Origin of the sequence: Escherichia sp. B1147, from assembly GCF_001660175.1 — a bacterium.
Lineage (GTDB): Bacteria > Pseudomonadota > Gammaproteobacteria > Enterobacterales > Enterobacteriaceae > Escherichia > Escherichia whittamii.
In genome coordinates, this window is sequence record NZ_LFHY01000025.1 from 75,164 (window position 1) to 97,756 (window position 22,593).

Annotated in this window: 14 protein-coding genes and 1 pseudogene; 11 read left to right on the forward strand and 4 right to left on the reverse strand. The window is 49.3% G+C overall.

Features of this window, described 5'->3' with window-relative positions; genetic code table 11:
- The first annotated feature begins 160 nt into the window (after positions 1–160).
- Entirely contained in the window at positions 161–4,408 is a 4,248-nt protein-coding gene (gene fdeC, locus A9180_RS21380) for an inverse autotransporter adhesin FdeC (protein WP_064530492.1), read from the forward strand.
- Positions 4,409–4,531: 123 nt separating this feature from the next.
- On the opposite strand, the gene A9180_RS21385 is transcribed toward fdeC, so the two are convergent.
- The gene (locus A9180_RS21385) at positions 4,532–5,389 is read right to left on the reverse strand and encodes a helix-turn-helix domain-containing protein (RefSeq protein WP_064530493.1); all 858 of its coding nucleotides are present in this window, start codon (positions 5,387–5,389) and stop codon (positions 4,532–4,534) included.
- Between the two features lie 394 nt (positions 5,390–5,783).
- Here A9180_RS21385 and A9180_RS21390 point away from each other — a divergent pair, with 394 nt between their 5' ends.
- The 4 genes from A9180_RS21390 to A9180_RS21405 all read left to right on the forward strand — a co-directional run bounded on the left by A9180_RS21390 (position 5,784) and on the right by A9180_RS21405 (position 10,000).
- Entirely contained in the window at positions 5,784–6,653 is an 870-nt protein-coding gene (locus A9180_RS21390) for an aldo/keto reductase (protein WP_064530494.1), read from the forward strand.
- A gap of 501 nt (positions 6,654–7,154) precedes the next feature.
- Positions 7,155–7,874: a (Fe-S)-binding protein gene (locus A9180_RS21395; RefSeq protein WP_064530495.1), complete on the forward strand. Its 720-nt coding sequence runs from the start codon at positions 7,155–7,157 to the stop codon at positions 7,872–7,874.
- A 10-nt stretch (positions 7,875–7,884) separates the two neighbouring features.
- On the forward strand, positions 7,885–9,312 hold the full coding sequence (locus tag A9180_RS21400) for a LutB/LldF family L-lactate oxidation iron-sulfur protein (protein WP_064530496.1): 1,428 nt from the start codon (positions 7,885–7,887) through the stop codon (positions 9,310–9,312).
- On the forward strand, positions 9,305–10,000 hold the full coding sequence (locus A9180_RS21405) for a lactate utilization protein C (RefSeq protein ID WP_064530497.1): 696 nt from the start codon (positions 9,305–9,307) through the stop codon (positions 9,998–10,000). The genes A9180_RS21400 and A9180_RS21405 overlap by 8 nt, the downstream gene beginning before the upstream one ends.
- Positions 10,001–10,114: 114 nt before the next feature.
- Here A9180_RS21405 and A9180_RS24855 read toward each other — a convergent pair whose 3' ends face one another.
- A complete protein-coding gene (locus A9180_RS24855; protein WP_262364636.1) occupies positions 10,115–10,237 on the reverse strand; it encodes a hypothetical protein in 123 nt (40 codons plus the stop codon).
- Positions 10,238–10,925: 688 nt separating this feature from the next.
- Here A9180_RS24855 and A9180_RS24090 point away from each other — a divergent pair.
- Together A9180_RS24090 and A9180_RS21415 are read left to right on the forward strand one after the other, a co-directional pair.
- A pseudogene (locus A9180_RS24090) lies at positions 10,926–14,935 on the forward strand (autotransporter outer membrane beta-barrel domain-containing protein).
- Between the two features lie 139 nt (positions 14,936–15,074).
- The gene (locus A9180_RS21415) at positions 15,075–16,163 is read left to right on the forward strand and encodes an EAL domain-containing protein (protein ID WP_064530498.1); all 1,089 of its coding nucleotides are present in this window, start codon (positions 15,075–15,077) and stop codon (positions 16,161–16,163) included.
- Between the two features lie 41 nt (positions 16,164–16,204).
- Here the strand turns inward: A9180_RS21415 and A9180_RS21420 are convergent, their stop codons facing one another.
- Together A9180_RS21420 and A9180_RS21425 are read right to left on the reverse strand one after the other, a co-directional pair.
- On the reverse strand, positions 16,205–17,137 hold the full coding sequence (locus A9180_RS21420) for a LysR substrate-binding domain-containing protein (RefSeq protein ID WP_064530499.1): 933 nt from the start codon (positions 17,135–17,137) through the stop codon (positions 16,205–16,207).
- A 91-nt stretch (positions 17,138–17,228) separates the two neighbouring features.
- A complete protein-coding gene (locus A9180_RS21425) occupies positions 17,229–17,726 on the reverse strand; it encodes a DUF1097 domain-containing protein (protein WP_064530500.1) in 498 nt (165 codons plus the stop codon).
- 257 nt (positions 17,727–17,983) lie between these two features.
- Between A9180_RS21425 and A9180_RS21430 the strand changes: the two genes are divergently transcribed.
- From A9180_RS21430 to A9180_RS21445, 4 genes are read left to right on the forward strand one after another with little or no spacing between them, the layout of a single operon-like run.
- Positions 17,984–18,589: an ankyrin repeat domain-containing protein gene (locus A9180_RS21430; protein ID WP_064530501.1), complete on the forward strand. Its 606-nt coding sequence runs from the start codon at positions 17,984–17,986 to the stop codon at positions 18,587–18,589.
- 39 nt (positions 18,590–18,628) lie between these two features.
- Positions 18,629–19,492: a DUF2877 domain-containing protein gene (locus A9180_RS21435; RefSeq protein ID WP_064530502.1), complete on the forward strand. Its 864-nt coding sequence runs from the start codon at positions 18,629–18,631 to the stop codon at positions 19,490–19,492.
- On the forward strand, positions 19,482–21,029 hold the full coding sequence (fdrA, locus tag A9180_RS21440; RefSeq protein ID WP_064530503.1) for an acyl-CoA synthetase FdrA: 1,548 nt from the start codon (positions 19,482–19,484) through the stop codon (positions 21,027–21,029). Before A9180_RS21435 ends, fdrA begins: the two co-directional genes overlap by 11 nt.
- Positions 21,029–22,447 (forward strand): DUF1116 domain-containing protein, encoded by a 1,419-nt coding sequence (locus tag A9180_RS21445; protein ID WP_064530504.1) that lies wholly within the window; start codon positions 21,029–21,031, stop codon positions 22,445–22,447. The genes fdrA and A9180_RS21445 overlap by 1 nt, the downstream gene beginning before the upstream one ends.
- The last annotated feature ends 146 nt before the right edge of the window (positions 22,448–22,593 follow it).

Below are 22,593 nucleotides of genomic sequence, written 5' to 3' on the forward strand. Positions count from 1 at the left end.
CAGGCGCTGGATATATTAGGTGGCGGTGCACTTTCTTACATAAAGGTATTTCCTTTTCTGCGGAAAAGGAAACCGGGAAATTACCGGTTTTTCTGACAGGCAGACGCTATTATTTGCGTCTGCCTATGTTCGTTAATTCGTTCATCAGGAAATTATCTCAATGTCACGTTATAAAACAGGTCATAAACGACCACGATTTCGTTATTCATTTCTGGCCCGCTGCGTGGCGTGGGCAAATATCTCTGTTCAGGTCCTTTTTCCACTCGCTGTCACCTTTACGCCAGTAATGGCGGCACGTGCGCAGAATGCGGTTCAGCCACGGTTGAGCATGGAAAATACCACGGTGACTGCTGATGATAATGTGGAGAAAAATGTCGCGTCGTTTGCCGCAAATGCCGGGACATTTTTAAGCAGTCAGCCAGATAGCGATGCAACACGTAACTTTATTACCGGAATGGCCACAGCGAAAGCTAACCAGGAAATACAGGAGTGGCTCGGGAAATATGGTACTGCGCGCGTCAAACTGAATGTCGATAAAGATTTCTCGCTGAAGGATTCTTCGCTTGAAATGCTTTATCCGATTTATGATACGCCGACAAATATGTTGTTCACTCAGGGGGCAATACATCGTACCGACGATCGTACCCAGTCAAATATTGGTTTCGGCTGGCGTCATTTTTCAGGAAATGACTGGATGGCGGGGGTGAACACCTTTATCGACCATGATTTATCCCGTAGTCATACCCGCATTGGTGTTGGTGCGGAATACTGGCGCGATTATCTGAAACTGAGCGCCAATGGGTATATTCGGGCTTCTGGCTGGAAAAAATCGCCGGATGTTGAGGATTATCAGGAACGCCCGGCGAATGGCTGGGATATCCGCGCAGAGGGCTATTTACCTGCCTGGCCGCAGCTTGGCGCAAGCCTGATGTATGAACAGTATTATGGTGATGAAGTCGGGCTGTTTGGTAAAGATAAGCGCCAGAAAGACCCGCATGCTATTTCTGCCGAGGTGACCTATACGCCAGTGCCTCTGCTGACACTGAGTGCCGGGCATAAGCAGGGCAAGAGCGGTGAGAATGACACTCGCTTTGGCCTGGAAGTTAACTACCGAATTGGCGAACCTTTGGAGAAACAACTCGATACGGATAGCATTCGCGAGCGTCGGGTACTGGCAGGCAGCCGCTATGATCTGGTTGAGCGTAATAACAATATCGTTCTTGAGTATCGTAAATCTGAAGTGATCCGTATTGCTCTGCCTGACCGTATTGAAGGTAAGGGCGGGCAGACGGTTTCCCTGGGCCTTGTGGTGAGCAAAGCAACTCACGGTCTGAAAAATGTACAATGGGATGCACCGTCTTTGCTGGCCGCAGGCGGAAAAATTACGGGGCAGGGTAATCAGTGGCAAGTGACGCTGCCGGCTTATCAGGCAGGCAAAGACAATTATTACGCGATTTCTGCGGTTGCCTACGATAACAAAGGCAATGCCTCAAAACGCGTGCAGACAGAGGTGGTCATTACCGGAGCTGGTATGAGTGCCGATCGTACGGCGTTAACGCTTGACGGTCAGAGCCGTATCCAAATGCTTGCTAACGGTAGTGAGCAAAAGCCACTGGTGCTTTCTCTGCGCGACGCCGAGGGGCAGCCAGTCACGGGCATGAAAGATCAGATCAAGAGTAAGCTGACGTTCAAGCCGGCTGGAAATATTGTGACACGTACCCTGAAGGCCACTAAATCACAGGCACAGCCAACGCTGAGTGAGTTCACGGAAACTGAAGCTGGGGTGTACCAGTCGGTCTTTACTACCGGAACGCAATCAGGTGAGGCAACGATTACTGTTAGCGTTGATGGCATGAGCAAAACCGTCACTGCAGAATTGCGTGCCACGATGATGGATGTGTCAAAGTCTACTCTGAGCGTGAATGAACTTTCAGGAGACGTGGTTGCCGATGGTCAGCAATCCCACACGCTGACGCTTACTGCGGTGGATACTGATGGTAACCCGGTGACGGGAGAGGCCAGCCGCTTGCGATTTGTTCCGCAGGATAGCAATGGTGTCACCATTGGTGCCATTTCGGAGATAAAACCAGGCGTTTACAGCGCTACGGTTTCTTCGACCCGTGCCGGAAACGTTGTTGTGCGTGCCTTTAGCGAGCAGTATCAGTTGGGCTCATTACAACAAACGCTGAAGTTTGTCGCCGGGCCGCTTGATGCAGCACATTCGACCATCGCCCTGAATCCGGATAAACCGGTGGTTGGCGGTACGCTTACGGCAATCTGGACGGCAAAAGATGCCAATGGCAACCCTGTAACTGGCCTCAATCCGGATGCACCGTCATTATCGGGCGCAGCCGCTGCGGGGGCTACGGCATCAGGCTGGACGGATAATGGCGACGGGACCTGGACTGCGCAGATTACTCTCGGCACTACGGCGGGGGAATTAGAGGTTATGCCGAAGCTCAATGGGCAGGACGCGGCAGCAAAGGCGGCGAAAGTAACCGTGGTGGCTGATGCGTTATCTTCGAACCAGTCGAAAGTCTCTGTAGCAAAAGATCACGTAAAAGCTGGTGAAAGCACAACCGTGACGCTTATTGCAAAAGATGCGCATGGCAACGCTATCAGTGGCCTTTCCCTGTCGGCAAGCCTGACGGGTGCTGCGTCTGAAGGGGCGACGGTATCCAACTGGACCGAGCAAGGCGATGGTTCCTATGTCGCTACGCTGACCACAGGCGGAAAGACTGGTGAGCTTCTCGTCATGCCGCTCTTCAACGGCCAGCCAGCAGTCACCGATGCTGCGCAGTTGACTGTCGTTGCGGGGGATATGTCATCAGCGAACTCTACGCTTGTTGCTGGCAATGAGGCTCCGACTGTTAAAACGACAACGGAACTCACCTTCACCGCGAAGGATGCGTTCGGGAACCCTGTCACCGGGCTGAAGCCAGATGCACCGCAGTTTAGTGGTGCCGCCAGCACGGGGTCAGAGCGTCCTTCAGCAGGAAACTGGACAGAGAACGGTAATGGGGTCTATGTGGCGACCTTAACTCTGGGATCTGCCGCGGGCCAGTTGTCTGTGATGCCGCGAGTGAACGGCATAAATGCCGCAGCAAAACCGCTGGTGCTGAACGTTGCAGGTGACGCATCTAAGGCTGAGATACGTGATATGACGGTGAAGGTTGATAACCAGCTGGCTAATGGACAGTCGACTAACCAGGTAACCCTGACCGTTGTGGACACCTATGGTAACCCGTTGCAGGGGCAAGAAGTTACGCTGAATTTACCGACGGGTGTGACCAGCAAGACGGGGAATACGGTAACAACCAATACGGCAGGTAAAGCTGACATTGAGCTGATGTCAACGGTTGCCGGGGAACACAGCATCACGGCCTCTGTGAATGGTGTTCAGAAGACGGTTACGGTGAAATTCAAGGCGGATTTCAGTACCGGTCAGGCGAGCCTGGAGGTTGATGACGTATCGCCAAAAGTGGCAAACGACAAAGATGCCTTTACGCTGACGGCAACGGTTAAGGATCAATACGGCAACCTTCTTCCTGGCGCTGTGGTCGTCTTTAATCTGCCTCGGGGCGTCAAACCGCTTGCAGACGGTAATATCATGGTGAACGCCAACGAGGAGGGTAAAGCGGTACTGAAAGTGGTTTCCGTGACTGCCGGAACGTATGAGATCACGGCGTCAGCAGGAAATGACCAGCCTTCGACTGCGCAGACTATAACGTTTGTGGCCGATAAGGCGACCGCAACCGTCTCCGGTATTGAGGTGATTGGCAACTACGCACTGGCGGATGGCAAAGCCAAACAGACGTATAAAGTTACGGTGACTGATGCCAATAACAACCTGTTGAAAGATAGCGACGTGACGCTGACTGCCAGCCCGGCAAATTTAGTTCTGGATCCCAATGGGACGGCGAAAACTAATGAGCAAGGGCAGGCTATTTTCACCGCCACGACCACTGTCGCAGCGAAATATACACTCACGGCGAAAGTGAGTCAGGCCGACGGTCAGGAATCGACGAAAACTGCCGAATCTAAATTCGTCGCGGATGATAAAAACGCGGAGCTCAAGGCCTCGACTGATACATCTTCTCTGGTGGCGGATGGGGTAAAGACCGCAACAATGACGGTTACCCTGTTCTCGGCAAATAACCCTGTTGGGGGGAATGTGTGGGTCGACATTGAGGCTCCGAAAGGGGTGACAGAGGCGGATTATAAATTCCTGCCGTCGAAGGCTGACCATTTCTCGGGGGGGAAAATCACGCGTACATTTAGTACCACCAAGCCGGGTACCTATACGTTCACATACAACGCACTGACGTATGGCGGGTACGAAATGAAGCCTGTGAAGGTGACAATTAACGCCGTTGCTGCAGAGACTGAAGACGCTGAGGAGAAATAAAAGCGACGATGTAATAAATAATAATGGCGTTGACATGCGCAGCGCCATTATTTACTGAATACCTACCCTGGTACCGATTAGACGGTGGCAGGGTAGGTAAATCTCATGTGATGGAGTTACAAACTAAACCGGACGAACGGGGATGAAAATTTCGCAAACAACATCATTGCTATCTTGTTCTACGAAATTATCATTGTAATAAAATCGCTCAATATCGCTGCCGTTCACTCTGGCTAACCCCCTTGCAGGTAACTCTATCAGATAGACGTTCCGTACCCAGTCAGGGTAATATTCCCAGTCTCCTTCATAGCGGAAAGAGGCATAAAGTCCCTGGGTCGTTGACCACTCTTTCGGCATGTCTGTATCAGCATGTTCACATACCGTACCGACAAAGGTTTCAACTGTGAGTAAATCGACCGACTTTGTTGATGGTTTAAACGTTGAGACGAAATAGATATCCGTCTTAAAATTCCTCATATATCTGGCTAAATAATGACGTCGCAGTTTAACTTCTTCATCTGGTGATTTATTCGATACTTCAATATCATATTTAAATGCATTGCCAAAAATACGTGTTTCTGGGAAATGGATTAATGTGCAATCAGTTTTTGGATACTGACGTGTTAAAAATGGAGGAAAGATATTTTCCAGATCCCAATAATCACGGAGCCGGTATTCTCGGGGAGAGCATCCGAATAATTTTTTGAATTCGCGACTGAATGACTGCTGTGAATCAAAATGCAAAGATAGTGCAATATCAAGCATAGATTTCGCTGTGAGTCGGACAAGAATGGCCGCCCGGCAAAGTCTTCGTTTGCGAATGTATTCTCCCAGTGGCACATGCATGAAGTTTCTGAACAGGAGCTGGATATTGCGTCTACTGTAGCCAGATTTCTGTGCGATATCTTCGATTGAGATAGGGTTACCGAGATTGCACTCAATCCACTCCAGGAGCTGCTGCAAAATCTTCTGCCTGATCATAACATTCTCCATTTATCCTTCGCCATTTCGCACATTTTTCGTATGACAAAGGCTATAAGTGTATCAAAAATAGAAGGGGCCGAGGCCAGGCGACTGGCAGTATCTCAAATTGTTGGCCAATGCCTGTTGTGCATGCCGGAACCTGGTTGGCCTACAAAATAGCGCAAATTCAATATATTACGATTCTCTGGTTGGTATGATAATCATAGCGCATCAGGCAATGTTGTGCTTGTTATCAATCTCATCGTGTCTGCTTCATTTTTCCCATAATAGAAAAATTACAGTCCCCTATTATTAATGAAATTTTTACATAAGTGATATCAAAATCCACATACTAATCTGTGGCCATGTTTTAACGTAGACTAATGATTCATACGTGATGGAGGGACTGCTAGTGGAATTTTCCGTATTAAGCAACAATATGAAAATGCCGATGATGGGATTTGGTGTTTTTCAGGTTACCGATAAAGAAGTGTGTAAACAATCAGTGTTGAATGCTATCCGAACCGGTTATCGACTCATCGACACTGCAGCGGTATATGGTAATGAAGACGCCGTCGGCGACGCTATTCGTGAAGCCATTTCGGAAGGTTTGTGTACCCGCGAGGAGTTATTTATTACTTCTAAATTGTGGGTGCAGGACATGGTTGATCAGGATACGGCAAAAGCAGGTATTGAAGCGTCATTAAAAAAATCGGGACTTGAATACTTTGATCTCTATTTATTGCACCAGGCAATGCGCGATTATTTCAGTGCATGGCGTGCACTGGAAGAGGCCTATGAAGAGGGCAAACTGAAAGCGATTGGGGTTTCCAATTTCTATCCTCATGTTCTGGCAAACTTTTGTGAAACGGTCAGAATTAAGCCAATGGTCAACCAGGTTGAGTTGCATCCCTATTTTGCCCAACCAGAAGCGCTGGCAACCATGAAGTACTACAACGTGCAGCCTGAAGCATGGGCACCATTAGGCGGTGGAAGACATAAGCCATTTGAAAACAACCTGCTTCAGGCTATTGCAAATGCCCACCAAAAATCGATTTCTCAGGTAATTCTACGCTGGAATATTCAACGGGGAGTGGTTGTTATTCCAAAATCGACCCATCAGCATCGTATTGAAGAGAACTTTGCAGTCTGGGATTTTTCACTGACAGAGAAAGAGATGGAGCAAATAAGCTCACTTGATCTGGGGTATGTTGGCGAATCCGTAAAACATTTTAATCCTGAGTTTGTTCGTGGCTGTCTTGGCGTAAAATTACATAACTAATTAGAGTACCTGAACCGTACTCTGAAAATATGACTTATAGCAGGTATTTTTATATGTTTTTCTGAATTCCGGATCTCATTATGAAAATAAAAAGCACACACTGAATCGCTTCAGTAAGATAAAATTACAGTTATTAATGGTTGTGTGATTATTGTTAATAATTTTATTTATACTCATTTGGGGTCTATTTTAATAGATGCCAAATGAGTATCTCTAAATGGGTATTTAAGATAAGTTCCATGAGATTCATGGCGTTATTATATCGAATGCATGATTCCGTTTTGTTAGTGGCGATCATAATAAAAATGTGAGCGATGCCGAAAGAAATAAAATTAGCTATTGCATCCAGGTATCCAATGATGGATTATTGATTTGTCATACAAATCAATTTGAATTTGTATTCTGCTACCCAATAAAAAAGCCTCCATTTTTATTGATGTCTGATACCCCGGAAGGGGGGCATTCAGGCATAAATAGAAATGAAGCAATGGAGTATTGGTTGTGAATGTCAATTTCTTTGTTACCTGTATCGGTGATGCACTGAAATCAAGGATGGCACGAGACTCCGTGCTGCTACTGGAAAAACTCGGTTGTCGCGTAAATTTCCCGGAGAAACAGGGATGCTGCGGTCAGCCTGCGATCAATAGTGGTTATATCAAAGAAGCGATCCCAGGGATGAAAAATCTGATCGCTGCACTTGAAGATAACGACGATCCCATTATTTCTCCCGCCGGTTCCTGCACTTACGCCGTCAAAAGTTACCCAACATATCTGGCTGACGAACCAGAATGGGCATCACGTGCAGAAAAGGTCGCTGCGCGTATGCAGGATCTCACTTCTTTTATTGTTAATACATTAGGGGTGGTCGATGTAGGCGCCAGCTTGCAAGGGAGGGCGGTATATCATCCATCCTGTAGTCTGGCTCGTAAGCTGGGTGTGAAGGATGAACCACTTACCCTGCTGAAAAATGTACGCGGACTGGAGCTGTTGCCCTTTGCCGAACAGGATACTTGCTGCGGGTTTGGCGGTACGTTCTCGGTCAAAATGGCCGAAATATCCGGCGAGATGGTGAAAGAAAAGGTTTCACACCTGATGGAGGTCCGTCCTGAGTATTTAATTGGTGCAGACATTAGTTGCTTGCTGAATATCAGTGGGCGATTACAACGGGAAGGGCAGAAAGTCAAAGTGATGCATATTGCTGAAGTGCTGATGAGCCGCTGAGGGTATAAAGATGTCGATCAAAACCAGTAATACAGAATTCAAGACACGCATCCGTCAGCAAATTGAAGATCCGATCATGCGCAAAGCTGTGGCAAACGCGCAGCAGCGTATTGGGGCAAATCGGCAAAAAATGGTGGATGAATTAGGTCACTGGGAGGAGTGGCGCGATCGTGCCAGCCAGATACGTGATCATGTTCTGAGTAATCTTGATGCTTATCTGTATCAGCTCTCCGAAAAAGTGACGCAAAACGGCGGTCACGTCTATTTTGCAAAAACCAAAGAAGACGCTACCCGCTACATTTTACAGGTCGCCCAACGCAAAAATGCCCGGAAGGTGGTGAAATCTAAATCGATGGTGACCGAAGAGATTGGCGTCAATCATGTGTTGCAGGATGCTGGCATTCAGGTGATTGAAACCGATCTGGGGGAATACATTCTTCAGTTGGATCAAGATCCGCCATCTCATGTTGTGGTCCCGGCTATCCATAAAGATCGCCACCAGATCCGCCGGGTGCTACACGAACGTCTGGGCTATGATGGCCCGGAAACGCCGGAAGCGATGACCTTATTCATCCGTCAAAAGATCCGTGAAGATTTCCTCAGTGCCGAAATCGGTATAACCGGTTGTAATTTCGCGGTGGCAGAAACCGGTTCGGTGTGCCTGGTGACCAATGAAGGTAATGCGCGAATGTGTACCACGCTACCTAAAACACACATTGCGGTGATGGGGATGGAGCGTATCGCCCCCACGTTTGCCGAGGTTGATGTATTGATCACCATGCTGGCGCGCAGTGCCGTTGGCGCACGTTTGACGGGATACAACACCTGGCTGACAGGGCCGCGCGAAGCGGGGCATGTGGACGGGCCTGAAGAGTTTCATCTGGTTATTGTTGATAACGGGCGTTCTGAGGTGCTGGCCTCTGAATTTCGGGATGTGCTGCGCTGTATTCGCTGCGGGGCCTGCATGAATACTTGTCCGGCATATCGCCACATTGGCGGTCACGGATACGGCTCTATTTACCCAGGACCAATCGGCGCGGTGATTTCTCCACTGCTTGGCGGCTATAAAGATTTTAAAGATCTGCCCTACGCCTGCTCTTTATGCACGGCCTGTGACAGCGTTTGCCCAGTGCGTATTCCTCTGTCCAAACTGATTTTGCGTCACCGTCGGGTGATGGCTGAAAAAGGGATCACCGCAAAAGCAGAGCAACGGGCGATCAAAATGTTCGCTTATGCCAATAGCCATCCGGGATTGTGGAAAGTCGGAATGATGGCTGGCGCCCATGCGGCAAGCTGGTTTATCAATGGCGGCAAAACACCACTCAAGTTTGGCGCGATTAGCGACTGGATGGAAGCACGCGATCTTCCCGAAGCTGACGGCGAGAGTTTCCGTAGTTGGTTTAAGAAACATCAGGCGCAGGAGAAAAAGAATGGATAATCGAAGAGAATTCTTGCAAAACGTTGCTCAGGCACTGGGGCGTCCGCTGCGACTCGAACCGCAAACGGAAGATGTGCCGCTTAACAACTATGCTAACGAGCGTCTTACTGAACTTAGTCAGCAACAGCGCTGTGACGCGTTTATCCAGTTTGCCAGTGATGTCATGTTGACGCGTTGTGAACTGACCAGCGAGGCGCAGGCCGCAGAAGCTGCATTACGCCTGTGTAAAGAGCTGGGAGATCAGTCGGTTGTGATTAGCGGTGACTCGCGACTGGAAGAACTGGGGATCAGTGAACGTTTACAACAGGAATGCAATGCCGCCGTGTGGGATCCGCTGAAAGGTGCCGAGAATATCTCGCAGGCAGAGCAGGCTAAAGTTGGCGTTGTGTATGCTGAATATGGCTTAACAGAGTCGGGAGGCGTGGTGCTTTTTTCCGCCACTGAGCGTGGGCGCTCGTTGAGTCTGCTCCCTGAGTCCTCAATTTTTATCCTGCGCAAAAGCACCATCCTGCCACGTGTGGCGCAACTTGCAGAAAAATTGCATCAGAAAGCACAGTCCGGTGAACGTATGCCGTCCTGCATAAACATCATTAGCGGCCCTAGTTCAACGGCGGATATTGAGCTTATTAAAGTCGTTGGGGTTCATGGCCCGGTTAAAGCGGTATACCTGATTATTGAGGATTGCTGAGAGGGAGTAGCATGAGAGTTACCTCAGGTTTTTATAGCAGGATTTAGTCCCGTATCAGAACGGTAACTCTCAACCTTGCAAGGCCTACAGTTAAATCAAGTCGCGACTGAATTTTTAGCTCGTAGCGGCATTCTGTTCGCCACAAAATACGCAGCCGTGCTTCTCGCCAGTCATCATTGACGTGTCCACCACGCACAGGCCTTCCGGTTCGTATACGCGGGCTTCACCTTCGGCCACTGCCGTCTCGTGCACGTTCGCACGGGGGAAAGGCGGTAGGCACAAACTCGTCGAGCTGTTTATCGGTCTGACAATCGATACCCAGGGAATAGCGTGATGTTCCAGAACGTATGATTGCTATTGCATAAAACTGCGCCATGTCTGCATATGGTGCGAGAATCATTGACCTTCTGTAGAGTTTTATGCATATATTATATATAGTTGTAATTTCATATCTTGTAATTTCTCTTAGTCACTTGTAAATCATATATTCTATTAATTAACGATTTTATATGAATAAAAGCTGAATGGATTCAGTCCTATGCGCATATATATTTTTTAATAAGACAATTCTTATATTTAAATACCCAATTAGAGTTATTACTTTTGCTGATTATATATTAAATACGAAACGCCTGCTTCTTGTTTATATTTTGAGTTGATTTGAGTTCTTAGATACATATAATGCGCGTATGTTCGATACTGGGTGCTAATGTAAGGATAAAGTTAAGATTGTTAATTTGAAATAGGTGTCCGGTAGTAAGTTAATTTTTTATTGCTCTCTGAACTACATACCCAGGTATGTGGTTATCAATGTTATGCGATTTTTTTGAATTTATATATGCGATGAACAGCAACCGGGATGGCATTTTATGCGTTGCTGTTTAAGCAATCTTGGTTTTATTTGGATGTATTGCTGGAGATTGTGATGAATAAAATATATCGGCTAAAGTGGAACAGGTCCCGTAACTGTTGGAGCGTCTGCTCTGAACTGGGAAGCAAAATAAAAGGAAAAAAGTCCCGGGCTGTTTTAATTAGCGCGATAAGTTTATATTCATCTCTGGCGTTCTCTGGTGATTTCATCGTGAACCAGGACCAGACTGTTGATTACGGCAAAGCCGATCAGAACATCGATTACCGTATTACGGTGACTGATAATGCTAATCTGGTTATCAACGTTACAGACACTTCTCGTCCACGTTTCACACTCAATTCTGGTGGCGGGTTGGATATCACCGGAGGGAAAGTCTATATCAATGGTCAGCTTGACGTCCTGCTGAAAGGGACGGGTTTCCTGAACGTCTCAAATGCCGGTAGTGAATTGTATGCTGATGATCTCTATGACTCAAACTCCGGCTCCAGGCATGATCGCGGCTATTTTAATGTCTCCAATGGCGGCAAAATTCATGTTAAGGGTACCAGTCGTCTGACTTATACGCAGGGAAATGTCAGTGGGGAAGGCAGCCAGGTAAATTCTGAAACCTTCTTTATGGGCGTTTTCAGCAGTTACGGTGGTAATCAGTATCTGTCAGTTAATAACGGCGGTGAAGTTAATGCCAGTAAGCAAATTAGCCTGGGCTATTATAATCAAAACTCCGATACAACGTTGGCAGTCTCGGAAGGTGGTAAAATTTCTGCGCCTACTATTAGTTTAAGCACCAACTCGGAGTTGGCGTTAGGTGCGCAGGAAGGGAGTGATGCGAAAGCGGCAGGGATTATTGATGCTGAAAAAATTGAGTTTGTGTGGGCTTCGACATCCGAGAAGAAAATCACCTTAAACCACACGGATAAAAACGCGACTATTTCCGCGGATATTGTTAGTGGCAGCGAGGGCCTGGGCTATATCAATGCGCTCAATGGCACGACTTACTTAACCGGTGATAACTCTGCCTTTAGCGGTAAAGTCAAAATTGAGCAAAATGGCGCTTTAGGGATCACTCAAAATATAGGTACAGCAGAAATCAACAACCGCGGGAAATTACACCTGAAGGCTGACGATAGCATGACCTTTGCCAATAAGATCTCTGGCAACGGTACAATAAGTATCGACGGTGGGACGGTGGGACGGTGGAGTTGACCGGCAATAACAATTCATTCTACGGATATATTGATGTTGCTTCCGATGCTGTCGCGGTTATTTCTGAAGACAAGAATATCGGCCGTGCAGAGCTGGATGTTGATGGCAAATTGCAAATTAATGCCAACAAAGATTGGGTATTTGATAACGATCTTGAAGGTAGAGGCATTGTTGAAATAAACATGGGGAATCACGAATTCTCCTTCGATGAGTTTGCTTATACAGACTGGTTCCAGGGTTCACTGGCGTTCCAGAACACGACATTTAACCTGGAAAAGAATGCTGAGTTTCTGCAAAGAGGCGGGATCACTGCGGGTCAGGGAAGCCAGATAACTGTGGGTAAGGGCGCTCATTCCATTAGCACTCTGGGATTCTCCGGCGGAACCGTTGATTTTGGTGCCCTGACAGCGGGTGCACAGATGACAGAAGGGACGGTCAACGTTAGTAAAACGCTGGATTTGCGCGGCGAGGGTGTGATTCAGGTTTCTGACAGTAACGTTGTAAGCTCAGTATCTCGAGATATTGATTCTGCGTTATCGCTCACTGAAGTTGATGATGGTAACAGCGCCATTAAGCTGGTTGATGCGCAAGGTGCGGAGGTTCTGGGGGATGCAGGTAATCTGCAATTGCAGGATAAAAATGGGCAAATCCTCTCCAGCAGCGCCCAACGTGATATTCAGCAGAATGGACAAACAGCGGCCGTCGGCACTTACGACTATCGTCTGACGAGTGGGGTAAACAATGATGGCCTGTATATCGGCTATGGCCTGACGCAGCTTGATTTGCAGGCTACCGACAGCGATGCCCTGGTGCTGAGTGCTAACGGTAAAAGCGAGAATGCCGCCGATCTCAGCGCAAAGATTACCGGTAGTGGTGACCTGGCATTCAGCAGCCAGAAAGGTCAGACCGTATCGCTTTCTAACAAAGACAACGACTATACCGGTATTACCGATCTGCGCAGCGGGACGCTCTTATTGAATAACGATAATGTGTTAGGTAATACCCGTGAACTGCGTCTGGCGGCAGAGACTGAACTGGATATGAATGGTCACAGCCAGACCGTGGATACGCTCAATGGCAGCGCCGATTCGCTGCTGAACTTAAACGGCGGGAGCCTGACTCTTGCCAACGGGGGGACTTCAGCCGGTTCGTTAACGGGTAACGGGGAGCTGAATATTCAGGACGGCACGCTGGACCTCGCGGGCGATAACAGCAACCTGACGGCCAATATGAATATTGCTGGCTCGGCTAATGTCCTGGTAAGTCATGCACAGGGATTGGGGGGAGCAAACGTTGAGAACAACGGTACCCTGGTGTTAAATAATAAAGGTGAAAAAAGAGCGACGGCCCCTGTTAATTACACTCTGGGCGGTAATCTGACCAACAACGGTACGCTGATGACCGGAGTGTCAGGACAGCAAGCTGGCAACGCGTTGGTTGTGAAGGGGAACTACCACGGTGATAACGGCCGACTGGTGATGAATACGGCACTGAATGGCGATGATTCAGTGACTGATAAATTGGTTGTCGAGGGCGATACCAGCGGCACGACCTCCGTTACGGTGAATAACGCTGGTGGTACAGGCGCGAAAACACTTAACGGTATCGAACTTATCCATGTAGACGGTAAGTCTGAGGGGGAGTTTGTTCAGGCGGGGCGTATTGTTGCGGGCGCGTATGACTACACTCTCGCACGTGGCCAGGGGGCAAACAGCGGTAACTGGTATCTGACCAGCGGTGGTGATTCCGCTGAACCGCAGCCGGAACCAGAGCCGATGCCTAATCCGGAGCCTAATCCGAACCCGACACCGACTCCAGAGCCGACACCGACTCCGACTCCAGAGCCGACGCCGGGTCCGGATCTGAATGTGGATAATGATCTGCGGCCGGAAGCGGGCAGCTACATCGCGAACCTTGCAGCAGCTAATGCAATGTTTACGACTCGTCTGCATGAGCGTCTGGGAAATACGTACTATACCGACATGGTGACGGGTGAGCAGAAACAAACCTCTATGTGGATGCGCCATGAAGGTGGCCACAATAAATGGCGCGATGGCAGCGGTCAGCTGAAAACCCAAAGCAATCGCTATGTTCTGCAACTGGGAGGCGATATCGCGCAGTGGAGCCAAAACGGCAGCGACCGCTGGCATGTTGGGGTCATGGCGGGATATGGCAACAGCGACAGCAAAACCATTTCCTCGCGAACCGGTTATCGTTCAAAAGCGAGTGTGAACGGATATAGCACAGGCCTGTATGCCACCTGGTATGCTGATGACGAGTCGCATAATGGAGCGTATCTCGACAGTTGGGCGCAGTACAGCTGGTTTGATAACACAGTGAAGGGTGATGATTTACAAAGTGAATCCTATAAATCAAAAGGATTTACCGCTTCACTGGAAACCGGATACAAACACAAATTAGCGGAATTTAATGGCAGCCAGGGAACGCGTAATGAATGGTATGTTCAGCCACAAGCGCAGGTTACCTGGATGGGAGTTAAGGCCGATAAGCATCGCGAAAGCAACGGTACTCTTGTTGATAGCAGCGGCGACGGCAACATTCAGACTCGACTTGGCGTAAAAACCTGGTTGAAGAGCCATCATAAAATGGACGATGGCAAATCCCGCGAGTTCCAGCCATTTGTGGAAGTGAACTGGTTGCATAACAGTAAGGATTTCAGCACCAGCATGGATGGCGTGTCAGTCACTCAGGATGGCGCCCGAAATATTGCCGAGATAAAAACGGGTGTTGAAGGACAGCTAAATGCCAACCTGAATGTCTGGGGAAATGTGGGCGTTCAGGTTGCTGATAAGGGATATAATGACACCTCTGCAATGATTGGCGTTAAGTGGCAATTCTGATCTGAATAATAAGTAAAAGGAGAGAGCCGAATGGGTACAAATTCGACTCTCTATGTCATTTTCTTGCAGTCAGCTTTTCCTGCCAGAGTGAAGACAAGCAGATTAAGCTGGTGCACAAGATTTAATCAAGGTGTGTTAAATGGCTTCGCATGATTTGAGTGTTTTTTTGGAAGAGTTCGGCGCAACGGTTAATTTGACGTTGCCTGGTATTGTGTCCGAAAAAGAACGGCTTTTACTCAAGCTGCTCATGGAGGGGATGTCGGTTACAGAAATCTCACAGTACAGAAATCGCAGTGCAAAGACAATTTCACATCAAAAGAAGCAGTTGTATGAGAAATTAGGTATCCAGAGTGATATTACCTTCTGGCGGGATATCTTTTTTCAGTATCATCCGCAGGTAACCACCGCCACGGGAAGTAAAAATAAAATCTATCTTCCTGACAACCGTTGCCACCATATTGTCACACCTGAAGCCATCAGCCTGGCGCTGGAAAACCATGAATTCAAACCGTGGATCCAACCGGTATTTTGTGCACAGACAGGGGTACTGACAGGCTGTGAAGTGCTTGTTCGCTGGGAGCATCCGCAAACGGGAATCATCCCGCCGGATCAATTTATTCCTCTGGCGGAGTCATCTGGTCTTATCGTCATAATGACCCGCCAGTTGATGAAACAGACTGCGGATATTCTGATGCCGGTAAAACATTTGCTGCCGGACAATTTCCATATTGGTATCAACGTATCGGCGGGCTGTTTTTTGGCTACGGGATTTGAAAAAGAGTGTCTGAACCTGGTTAAGAAATTAGGTAACGATAAAATCAAGCTGGTTCTTGAGCTGACGGAACGTAACCCTATTCCGGTAACGCCAGAAGCCAGAGCGATATTTGACAGCCTTCATCAGCACAACATTACCTTTGCGCTGGATGACTTTGGTACTGGTTATGCGACCTATCGTTATTTGCAGGCGTTCCCGGTAGATTTTATTAAGATCGATAAGTCGTTTGTGCAAATGGCGAGCGTGGACGAAATCTCCGGTCATATTGTCGACAATATTGTCGAACTGGCGCGTAAGCCTGGTCTGAGTATCGTGGCGGAAGGGGTAGAAACTCAGGAACAGGCGGATTTAATGATCGGTAAAGGCGTTCACTTTTTGCAGGGCTATTTGTACTCCCCGCCAGTACCCGGTCATAAATTTATTTCTGAATGGGTAATGAAAAACGGTGGTTGATGTAAGCCGCTATTCAGAGTGCGTCGGGAGGTTGGCTGGTATCAATTCTCCCGATGCAGTAAATCCTGATAAATCTCCGTTAATATCCCTTTAGGTGTAAATTGTTTTTTAATCCACTGCGTCACCTGACCCGTTGCAGAGTGCTGGGTCGCCAGCAGCATGCGCGAATCCTGGCGCGGGTTATGGATTTGTCGGGTAACCAGCAGCGATTGCGTCATCGCCTCACGGACCATGTAATCCGGCAAAAAACCAATCCCTTCACCTAAAATCTGGCACTGGCATTTGGTGTTGAAATCTGGCACCAGAATCGACTCCTGCCCGTGCAGCAACCAACCCACCTTTTTATTAATCGTATGCGCGGTATCTTCCACCATGATGTTGGGGTAGAGACGTAGCTGACTTTCAGCGATCGGCTCCGGCACAAAGGCCAATGGGTGATCCGGGGCAATGGCAAATGCCCAGCGAATCGCACCAATTTCAGTGTAATCAATGCCACCGCCGTCCAGCAGTGTATCGGGGGCGCCAATAGCGATATTCGCTTGATTATTAATAATCGCATCCCAGACACCGTTATACACTTCGGTGGTGACGGTAATCTGGCAGGTTGGAAATTGCTTTTTCAGCACCTGCAATAAGCGCGCGGTGTGTTTGGGCGTATAAAGTAGCTGGTTAATACAAATGCGAACCCGTGCTTCTATGCCCTGCGAAATAGTATCGATACTGCGTTTGATGGCGTGAAAATCATTCAGCAGGTCGGTTGCTTTGCGGAAAAAATAACGCCCGGACTCGGTTAACTCAATGCTGCGGGTATTGCGAGTGAACAGCACCACATCCAGCCCCGTCTCCATACGCTTGATGGTGTAGCTAATGGCGGAAGTGGTTAAACCCAACTCTTCTGCCGCTTTACTGAAGCTGCCAAAACGCGCAGCGGTAGTAAACGCCAACAGATTTTCTTCGGTAAAAATTGAGTTCATTAAACCATTTCCGCCATTTTCTAATATGAATTTCTCCAGCCACAACTGTAGATGTATCGATTAAAGATAGATAATCATTTTTGAATAACTTTTAATACCCGTCGCTTTTGGTCGTCACTTCGCTTAATTTTTGTCCGCTATACTCCGAAATTATCCCCACGCAGTTACCCGCCAGGAACCCAAGTAACGTCACCGTCCAGTTCATCCCGCTGGCAAAAAATAGCGTCATGCCGAGAAAGCCACCGGGAATAAAAGACAGTAACCAGAAACGTCCTTGCCAGACCACTACCGCTGAGAAAGGCACAGTAGTAATCACGCTCGCCCAGAACGCGGACAGCCCACTCACAGAGGCCAGCCATCCGGCAGCCAGCGCGGCGAAAAACGCCCACACCATCCCGGAATAATTAACCGCCAGGCTTTTGATAAATCCCGATTTACCGCCGCCTGCGGCATAAAAACTGCAAAAGGCGACGAAGCCTGTCGTTCCTAATAATTCCCATCCCTGAGAGAGCCCGACATGTGAAGACACTAACTGCCAAAGCCCTGCACAAATACCGACGGTTACACCCGTTGCCGTGAGTCCGTTCATCTTGTTCCCCTCTGGTTAGACATGGACGAAAGCTACTCTTACATGTGCAGACTATAGAGAAATAAAACCTGATTGAGTGAAAGGGTATGGCGAGAAAGAGACAAATATTGCACTACCGCACACTGCGAAAAGATTGTTGAACATCATTCAACAAAAAGGCGAAATACGGCGAATTAATTTTAAGCGGGTTCTTTTATCAGATTATCGTTGCTATTCTCAATTCATCGAAAACAGCCACAAAAACCAGGGGAATGTTAATGAGTATAAAAAATTTACCTGCCGACTATTTATTGGCTGCACAACAGGGCGATATCGATAAAGTAAAAACCTGCCTTGCGCTGGGTGTCGATATTAATACCTGCGATCGTCAGGGAAAAACGGCAATTACGCTGGCAAGTTTATATCAGCAATATGCTTGCGTTCAGGCATTAATTGAAGCTGGTGCGGATATTAATAAACAAGACCAGACCAGTTTAAATCCTTTTTTAATGAGCTGCCTGAACGGTGATTTAACCCTGCTACGAATTATTTTACCGGCTAAACCAGACCTTAATTGCGTCACCCGTTTTGGCGGTGTCGGCCTGACGCCTGCCTGTGAAAAAGGTCATTTAAGTATTGTAAAAGAGCTTTTGGCGCACACCGATATTAACGTTAACCAGACCAATCATGTTGGCTGGACGCCGCTACTGGAAGCGATTGTGCTTAACGATGGCGGGATTAAACAGCAGGCAATTGTCCAGTTATTGCTGGAACACGGAGCCAGCCCGCATCTGACCGATAAATATGGCAAAACGCCGCTGGAACTGGCGCGTGAACGGGGCTTTGAAGAGATTGCTCAGTTGCTGATTGCTGCAGGCGCATAAACCGGGAGGCTTGCTATCGACACACCAGAAAGAAGGTGTGTGTGGGCGCTAACTGCGGATGCGGATTTTCTGGCGCAGCGGGGGCAAGGACAGGTTGAACAGGTCTTTGCCAGAGCGGTAAATATTGTACTCCCGGCCCGCCAGCAGTTGCTGACGCTGCTTTGTGAAGAATACGACAACGCGCCAAACAGTTGTCGGTTGGCACTCACTCACTTTGATGGTCTGTTCCGTCATGGCGATAAAGTTCAGTTTGACGATCAAGGCATTACGGTTGGTCAACATCTTCATATAGAGATGAGTCGTTGCCAGCGCTGGCTGTCCCCAGCACTGCAAGTGGCCACCGAGAAATTTCACCTTATCGCCTGGCAACAGTGGCACGACATTATTCATCAGCACCTGGGGGAAAATGAAACCCTGTTTAATTATCGCGGCGATAATCCCTTTTATCGGGCGTTAAATAAAGAATTACATATCAGGCGACATGCTGTTATTCAGGCAGTAAACGATAAACAAAATATCGCGTCAGCGGTCGCCAACATGATGGGATTAGGGATTGGCCTGACACCATCAGCCGATGATTATTTAACAGGCATGGCGCTTGTTTTATTTATTTCCGGGCATCCGGTAGAAAAATACAAAGAGGAATTTTATCTCGGCCTGCAACGCGGCAGAAATAATACCACGTTATTAAGTGCTATTACGCTGGAAGCCGCATTACAACAACGCTGTCGGGAGAATATTCATCGTTTTATTCGCAATATAATTAATGACATCCCTGAGAACGCAACTCAGGCAATAGAAAAAATTAAACATATTGGCTCCAGTTCCGGCTGCGACATGCTGTATGGCATGGCCGATGGTTGTGCGCTGAGTCAAACCTACGGAGGGAATTATGTCAGTTAAAATAGTCATTAAACCGAATACCTATTTTGATTCTGTCTCGCTGATGTCCATCTCCACGCGTGCAAATAAACTCGACGGTGTCGAGCAGGCATTTGTGGCGATGGCGACCGAAATGAACAAAGGCGTGCTGAAGAATTTAGGGCTGCTGACGCCGGAGCTGGAACAGGCGAAAAACGGCGACCTGATGATTGTCATCAATGGCAAAGCGGGTGCGGACAACGAGCAGTTGCTGGTGGAGATTGAAGAGCTGTTTAATACCAAAGCGCAAAGCGGCTCGCATGAGGCGCGCTATGCCACCCTTGCCAGCGCCAAAAAGCATATCCCGGAAAGTAACCTGGCGGTGATTTCGGTCAACGGTCTGTTTGCCGCTCGCGAAGCGCGTCAGGCACTGCAAAACGACCTCAACGTAATGCTGTTTTCCGATAACGTCTCAGTTGAAGATGAACTAGCGCTCAAGCAACTGGCCCACGAAAAAGGGTTGCTGATGATGGGGCCAGACTGTGGCACGGCGATTATCAACGGCGCGGCGCTCTGCTTTGGTAACGCCGTGCGTCGCGGCAACATCGGTATTGTTGGCGCATCCGGCACTGGTAGCCAGGAACTGAGCGTACGAATCCATGAATTTGGTGGCGGTGTTTCGCAACTGATTGGTACTGGCGGGCGCGACCTGAGCGAGAAAATCGGCGGCCTGATGATGCTCGACGCCATCGGCATGTTAGAAAACGATCCGCAAACTGAAATCATTGCGCTTATCTCCAAACCGCCTGCGCCTGCGGTGGCCCGCAAAGTACTGGAGCGCGCGCGCGCCTGCCGCAAGCCGGTGGTGGTCTGCTTCCTCGGTCGTGGCGAAACGCCAGTGGATGGGCAGGGGCTACAGTTTGCCCGCGGCACCAAAGAGGCGGCGCTGAAAGCGGTGCTGCTCTCCGGCGTGAAGCAAGAACATCTCGACCTGCATACGCTTAACCAGCCGTTGATTGCTGATGTCCGCGCGCGTCTGCAACCACAGCAGAAATACATTCGTGGGCTGTTCTGCGGCGGTACGCTGTGTGACGAAACCATGTTCGCGGTGATGGAAAAACACGGCGATGTTTACAGCAACATCCATCCCGACCCTGAATTCCGCCTGAAAGATATCAACCGCAGCATCAAACACACCTTCCTCGACTTTGGCGATGATGATTTCACCAACGGCAAGCCGCATCCAATGATTGACCCCACCAACCGTATCAGCCGCTTGATCGAAGAAGCGCGCGATCCGGAAGTGGCGGTGATCGTGATGGATTTTGTGCTCGGATTTGGATCGCATGAAGATCCGGTTGGTTCCACTATCGAGGCGATCAAAGAAGCGAAAGCGATCGCCGCTGCCGAAGGGCGCGAGTTGATCATTCTTGCCTATGTACTGGGCACCGATCTCGACACGCCATCGTTAGCACAACAAAGCCAGATGTTGCTTGATGCCGGAGTGATTCTGGCCAGCAGCAGCACCAATACCGGATTGCTGGCGCGTGAATTTATTTGCAAGGGGGAGGAAGCCTGATGAGCCAGTCACTGTTTAGCCAACCGTTGAACGTTATTAACGTCGGCATCGCCATGTTTAGCGATGACCTGAAAAAGCAGCATGTACAAGTGACCCAACTCGACTGGACGCCGCCGGGGCAGGGCAATATGCAGGTGGTGCAGGCACTGGACAACATTGCCGATTCGCCGCTGGCAGACAAAATCGCCGCCGCTAACCAGCAGGCGCTGGAGCGCATTATCCAGTCGCATCCGGTTTTGATCGGCTTTGATCAGGCGATTAACGTGGTGCCGGGTATGACGCCGAAAACCATTCTTCATGCCGGGCCGCCGGTCACCTGGGAAAAAATGTGCGGCGCGATGAAAGGCGCGGTCACCGGGGCGCTGGTGTTCGAAGGGCTGGCGAAAGATCTCGATGAGGCGGCTGAACTGGCGGCCTCCGGGGAGATCACTTTCTCGCCGTGCCACGAACACGACTGTGTGGGATCAATGGCGGGCGTCACCTCGGCCTCGATGTTTATGCACATCGTGAAAAACAAAACCTACGGCAACGTCGCTTACACCAACATGAGCGAGCAGATGGCGAAGATTTTGCGTATGGGTGCCAACGATCAGAGCGTGATTGACCGCCTCAACTGGATGCGCGATGTGCAGGGGCCAATGCTGCGCGACGCCATGAAAATTATTGGTGAGATCGATCTGCGCTTAATGCTGGCGCAGGCGCTGCATATGGGCGATGAGTGCCATAACCGCAATAACGCCGGGACGACGTTGCTGATTCAGGCGCTGACGCCGGGGATTATTCAGGCAGGTTATTCCGTCGAGCAACAGCGCGAAGTGTTTGAGTTTGTCGCCAGCAGCGACTACTTCTCCGGCCCGACGTGGATGGCGATGTGTAAAGCGGCGATGGATGCGGCGCACGGCATCGAATACAGCACCGTGGTCACCACCATGGCGCGTAACGGCGTTGAGTTCGGCCTGCGGGTTAGCGGCCTGCCGGGGCAGTGGTTTACCGGCCCGGCGCAGCAGGTCATCGGCCCGATGTTTGCCGGTTATAAACCGGAAGATTCGGGGCTGGATATCGGCGACAGTGCCATCACCGAAACCTACGGTATTGGCGGATTTGCTATGGCCACCGCGCCTGCGATCGTCGCGCTGGTGGGCGGCACGGTGGAAGAGGCTATCGATTTCTCCCGTCAGATGCGCGAAATCACTCTTGGCGAAAACCCCAACGTCACCATCCCGCTGCTCGGTTTTATGGGCGTGCCGTCGGCTATCGACATCACCCGCGTGGGTAGCAGCGGCATTCTGCCAGTGATCAACACCGCCATTGCTCATAAAGATGCAGGTGTCGGCATGATTGGCGCGGGCATTGTGCACCCACCATTCGCCTGCTTCGAGAAAGCCATTCTTGGCTGGTGCGAACGTTACGGCGTCTGACCTGCGTGTTTATGCCGGATGCGGCGTGAACGCCTTATCCGGCCTACGAATGGTGCAAGAATCTGTAGGCCTGATAAGCGTAGCGCATCAGGCATTTGTCACCATTGCCGGATGCGGCGTGAATGCCTTATCCAGTTTGTAGGCCT